Annotated in this window: 5 protein-coding genes; all 5 read left to right on the top strand. The window is 68.5% G+C overall.

What is annotated here, in order from left to right:
- Positions 1-1,079, top strand: a 1,079-nt coding sequence (locus YO9_RS0108670; RefSeq protein ID WP_223286303.1) for a protoporphyrinogen/coproporphyrinogen oxidase, incomplete at its 5' end; no start/stop codon positions are given.
- 39 nt (positions 1,080-1,118) lie between these two features.
- On the top strand, positions 1,119-1,844 hold the full coding sequence (gene hemQ / locus YO9_RS0108665) for a hydrogen peroxide-dependent heme synthase (protein ID WP_016997127.1): 726 nt from the start codon (positions 1,119-1,121) through the stop codon (positions 1,842-1,844).
- 2 nt (positions 1,845-1,846) lie between these two features.
- Entirely contained in the window at positions 1,847-2,863 is a 1,017-nt protein-coding gene (locus YO9_RS0108660) for a ferrochelatase (RefSeq protein ID WP_016997126.1), read from the top strand.
- Between the two features lie 194 nt (positions 2,864-3,057).
- The gene (gene hemC / locus YO9_RS0108655; RefSeq protein WP_016997125.1) at positions 3,058-3,993 is read left to right on the top strand and encodes a hydroxymethylbilane synthase; all 936 of its coding nucleotides are present in this window, start codon (positions 3,058-3,060) and stop codon (positions 3,991-3,993) included.
- A gap of 39 nt (positions 3,994-4,032) precedes the next feature.
- Positions 4,033-4,634, top strand: a 602-nt coding sequence (locus tag YO9_RS17630) for a uroporphyrinogen-III synthase (protein WP_223286302.1), incomplete at its 3' end; no start/stop codon positions are given.

Genomic DNA, 4,634 nt, shown 5'->3' with positions numbered 1-4,634 from the left:
TCGCGCGCATGGACCGGGTGCTGCCCGCGTCCGTGGGCGCGGGGGAGAAGTCGCTGGGCGCGCTGGTGCGCGCTCGGCTGGGCACCCGAGTGCTCGAGCGGTTGGTCACCCCGTTCGTCTCCGGCGTGTACTCGACCCACCCCGATGAACTCGACGTCGACGCCGTCGCGCCCGGTCTGCGCGCCGGTCTCCGCGAGCACGGCAGCCTGTGTGCCGCCGCCGGAGCGCTGCGGGCCAAGAGTCCGGCCGGTGCCAACGTGGCGAGCCTGGACGGCGGTATGAACCAGCTCAGCGAACGGTTGGTGCGCGACGTGGAATCCCGCGGCGTCAAGATCGTCACCGACTACGACGTGATCGCGCTGGATCGCGATCCGCGCCGTCCGGGGTGGATGGTCATCCAACGCCAGCCCCGGAACGGCGACAAAACCGCCGTGGCGCGCGGCGAGCTCCTGGTCATGGCCGCTGACGGCCCCACCACGGTGCGTCTCATGGGCGGCCACTTGCCGGATTCGCAGCGTTACTCTCCCAAGCCCGGGCCGCGCGTTGCCCTGGCCACGCTGGTGCTGGACTGCCCGGACCTCGACAGCGCCCCGCGCGGGACCGGTCTGCTGGTCAGCTCGGATGTGGAAGAGGTCCGCGCCAAGGCCCTGACGCACTCGAGCGCCAAGTGGGCGTGGGTCCAGCGCGAGGCCGGAGAGCACCGTCACGTGCTGCGCCTGTCCTATGGCCGCGCAGATACCGGTTCGGACACCGTCCCGCCGGAGGTTGCGCTGCCGGACGGCCACCTCATTTCACTGGCCATCAGCGACGCCCGCACCCTGATGGGGGTGCACATCGGCCCCGAACAACTGGTCGGCGCGGATGTGGTGCGGTGGCACACCGCTTTGCCCCGCACGGACGTGGGACACAGTAAACGCGTCAACGACTTCCGCCGAGCCATCAAGGACGTCCCGAACGTGATTGCCGTGGGCGCGTGGCTTTCCGGCACCGGACTGGCCGCGGTGGTGGCCGATACGCGGCAGCAGGTTGCCAAACTGCTGCGAAACCACGGGTACGAACAACCCGAACAGCTTGACTGAGACTTCAGCCATGACACGAGCATCGAAAGGACACACACGATGAGCGAGCACGTACACGCAGCACAGCAATCCGCCGTCGAGACGGAAGAGACGACCGAGGAGAAGCTGTACTGGGCTGTTTACACCGTGCTGGAGCGTACCGGGGATCGCACCCCGGAGGCCGATTCCGAGGCGAACCAGGCAGAGTTCGACCGCCTGGTCCAGGAACTCGCCGGTGACAACGTGACCGTGCGCGGCGTGTACGACGTGTCCGGCATGCGCGACAACGCTGACCTCATGGTGTGGCTGACCGGTGACGAGCCCGATGTCCTGCAGGAGGCCGTACGCAAGATCCGCCGTCAGCCGCTGCTGGGCGGAACCCGCCAGGTCTGGAACGCGATGGGCGTGCACCGCGACGCAGAATTCACGCGCAACCACGCGCCGTCGTACGCGCGCGGCATCGCACCGGAGAAGTGGGTGTGCGTCTACCCGTTCGTGCGTTCCTACGAGTGGTACTACATGAACCCCGAGCGCCGCGCCGAAATGCTCAAGAACCACGGCATGAAGGCCCGCAACTACCCGCAGGTGCTCGCCAACACCATTGCGTGCTTCGGTCTCAACGACTTCGAGTGGCTGCTCGCCCTGGAAGCTCCCGAGCTCGTGGACCTGGTGGACGTAATGCGCGAGTTCCGTAACACCGAGGCGCGATTGCACGTGCGCGAGGAGATTCCGTTCTACACGGGACGCCGGATCGAAACCGCCGAGATCGCCGAGGTGCTGCGCTAAGCATGGCACCCGTCGAACAACAGGTCACCAATCCACTCAGCGCCGCGCGCGCCGCTGAACCCCGTCACTTCGACGCCGTGATCCTCTCGTCCTTCGGTGGACCCGAGGGCCAGGAGGACGTGATTCCGTTCTTGCGCAACGTCACCCGCGGGCGCGGTATCCCGGATGAGCGTCTCGAGGAAGTAGCCACCCACTATCGCGCCAACGGTGGCGTGAGCCCCATCAACGCGCAGAACCGCGCGCTGCGTGACGCCCTGGAAGCGGAACTGCGCCGCCGCGGCGTGGACGTGCCCCTGCTGTGGGCCAACCGCAACTGGGACCCCTACGTGGCTGACGTGCTCACCGAGTGCAACGAGCGCGGGTACAAGGACCTGTTGGTCCTGGCCACGAGTGCGTTCTCCGGATATTCCAGCTGCCGCCAGTACCGCGAGGACTACGGCATGGGCCTGGAGGAGCTCGGCCTGGCCGACACGCTGCACGTGGAGAAGGTGCGCCCGTACTTCGACGAGGTCGGCTTTCTGACCCCCTCGGTGGAAGGCCTGCGAGACGCCCTGGCCTCGCTGCGCGAACGCACGGGTGAGGGCCCTCTAGAGGTGCTCTTCACGACGCACTCGGTTCCTGACACGGACGCCCACGCCTCCGGCTCAGAGCGGATCGAGTTCGAAGAGGGCTCTGCGTACGTGGCGCAGCACTTGGCGGCGTCGGGGTGGATCGTGGATCAGCTCGGGGACGCGATGAACGGCGTGAACTGGCAGCTCGTGTACCAGTCCCGTTCCGGCCCGCCGCAGATCCCGTGGCTCGAACCGGACATCTGCGACGTCATCGAAACCCTGCCCGAATCCGGTGTTCAGGGCGTGGCCGTGGTGCCCGTGGGGTTCGTGTCCGATCACATGGAGGTCATCTGGGATCTCGATACCGAAGCCAAGGACGCCGCGGCTGAGGCCGGTATCGAATTCGAACGCGTGGCCACCGCCGGCACACACCCCGCTTTCGTGGGGGGCGCTCGCGGACGCCATTGAACAGCGGCTCGGAACCGATTCGGCCCCGCCGCGCGTCTCGGCGTGCGGTGAGGGAACCTGGTTCGACAACTGCCCCGCGGACTGCTGCCAGAAGATCCTGCGCGGCCAGACCGAGCCCCGGCCCACCGTGCTCAGACGCCGCTGGACCAGCCGATTGCCGTGGCCATGGATGAGCAGGGCGAGGTGATTTACCGGTGAGCCAAGAAACCTTCAAGGTCGGAACGCGTGGATCCCAGCTGGCCATGACGCAGACCGGTTACGCGGCGGACGCCGTGGGTGCCGCTGCCGACATGACGCCCGAGCTGATCACCGTGCGCACCGAGGGCGATGTGCTCACCGGACCGCTGTCCCAAATGGGCGGCACCGGAGTCTTCGCGACCGCCCTGCGTGCACGCCTCTTGGACCGCGACGTGGACCTGGCGGTGCACTCGCTCAAGGACCTCCCGACCGCACCGGTTCAGGGCCTGGTCATTGCGGCCCTGCCCGAACGTGAGGATCCCCGCGACGCATTGTGTGCCCGCGACGGTCTCACCCTGGACGAGCTACCGCAGGGTGCCGCCGTGGGTACGGGGTCACCGCGCCGCGTGGCACAGCTGCGTGCGCTGCGCCCCGATCTGAAGATCGTGGACATCCGCGGCAACGTGGGCACCCGTCTGAACCGGGTGGCCCCGGGTGACCTGGACGCGGTGGTGCTGGCGGCGTCGGGATTGAAGCGACTGGGCCTGGAAGGTCGGATCACCGAGTACCTGGACCCGGAGCGGATGCTTCCGGCACCGGGGCAGGGCGCGCTTGCGCTCGAGGTCTCGAGTGACCTCGCCGAGGATTCGCCGCTGGCCCGCGGTCTCGCGGCCGTGGACGACCTGCCCACGCGGTTGGCGGTCACCGCCGAACGCGCGGTACTCGCCCGGCTCGAGGCCGGTTGCGCGGCACCCGTGGGAACTTACGGCCGCATGGTCGACGGCGATTTGCACCTGGACGTAGTGGTCGCCAACCCTGACGGCACCGAGGTTATGCGCCGTTCCGAAGCCACCGACGAACTCTCCGTGGAGGCCGCAGCGGCCTTGGGCGTGCGGATTGCGGATGAATTATTGGCCGACGGCGCCGATCGATTGGCGCGGTTGACCCTGTGATATCCCGCGTGTTGGTCACCCGCGGTCCCGCCGTGTCCCGTGAACTCACGGGCCTGCTGCGGGACGCGGGTACGACGTGCGCCTGGCGCCCTTGCTCGAGGCGCAGCTTCCCGAGGACACTGCCCCGTTACTGTCCGTCCTGGAACGGCGGCCCGCCCGCAGGCTCCCACGTGGCTCACGGTCACTTCCGCGAACACAGTGTTGGCGTTGGCCGCAGTGGCTGCCGATACAGAGTGGGGTGGGGCTCTGGAACGAGCACGCGCGAGCACACCCAAACTGTCCGTCGCGGCGGTGGGTCGTGCCACGGCGTCGGCGTTGAGGGAGGCGGGGGTCGGCGTGGACTTTACACCGACGCGTGAACAGAGCGCGGCCGGAATGCTGGCCGAATGGCCCGTCGCGTCCGCTGCCGAGGGGGAGATCGCGCTGGTGCCCGCCTCCGAGTTGGCGTCAGCGACCCTCGCCGATGGACTGGCCGAGCGCGGCTACGAGGTCTCGACCGCCGTCGCGTATCGCATGGTTCCCGCGCCGGCGCCCTCACCCTTGCATGCGGACGTTCCACTCGCGGACGACCCGCCCGTGCTCGAGGCCGACGTCGCTCGCGAGCACTGCGCGCGCGGCGAGTTCCGCGCGGTGGTGGCCAC

The organism is Kocuria atrinae C3-8, assembly GCF_000286355.1.
GTDB lineage: Bacteria > Actinomycetota > Actinomycetes > Actinomycetales > Micrococcaceae > Kocuria > Kocuria atrinae_A.
Note: the sequence above shows the minus strand (reverse complement) of the source record. Positions and strands in the feature narration are given on the sequence as shown.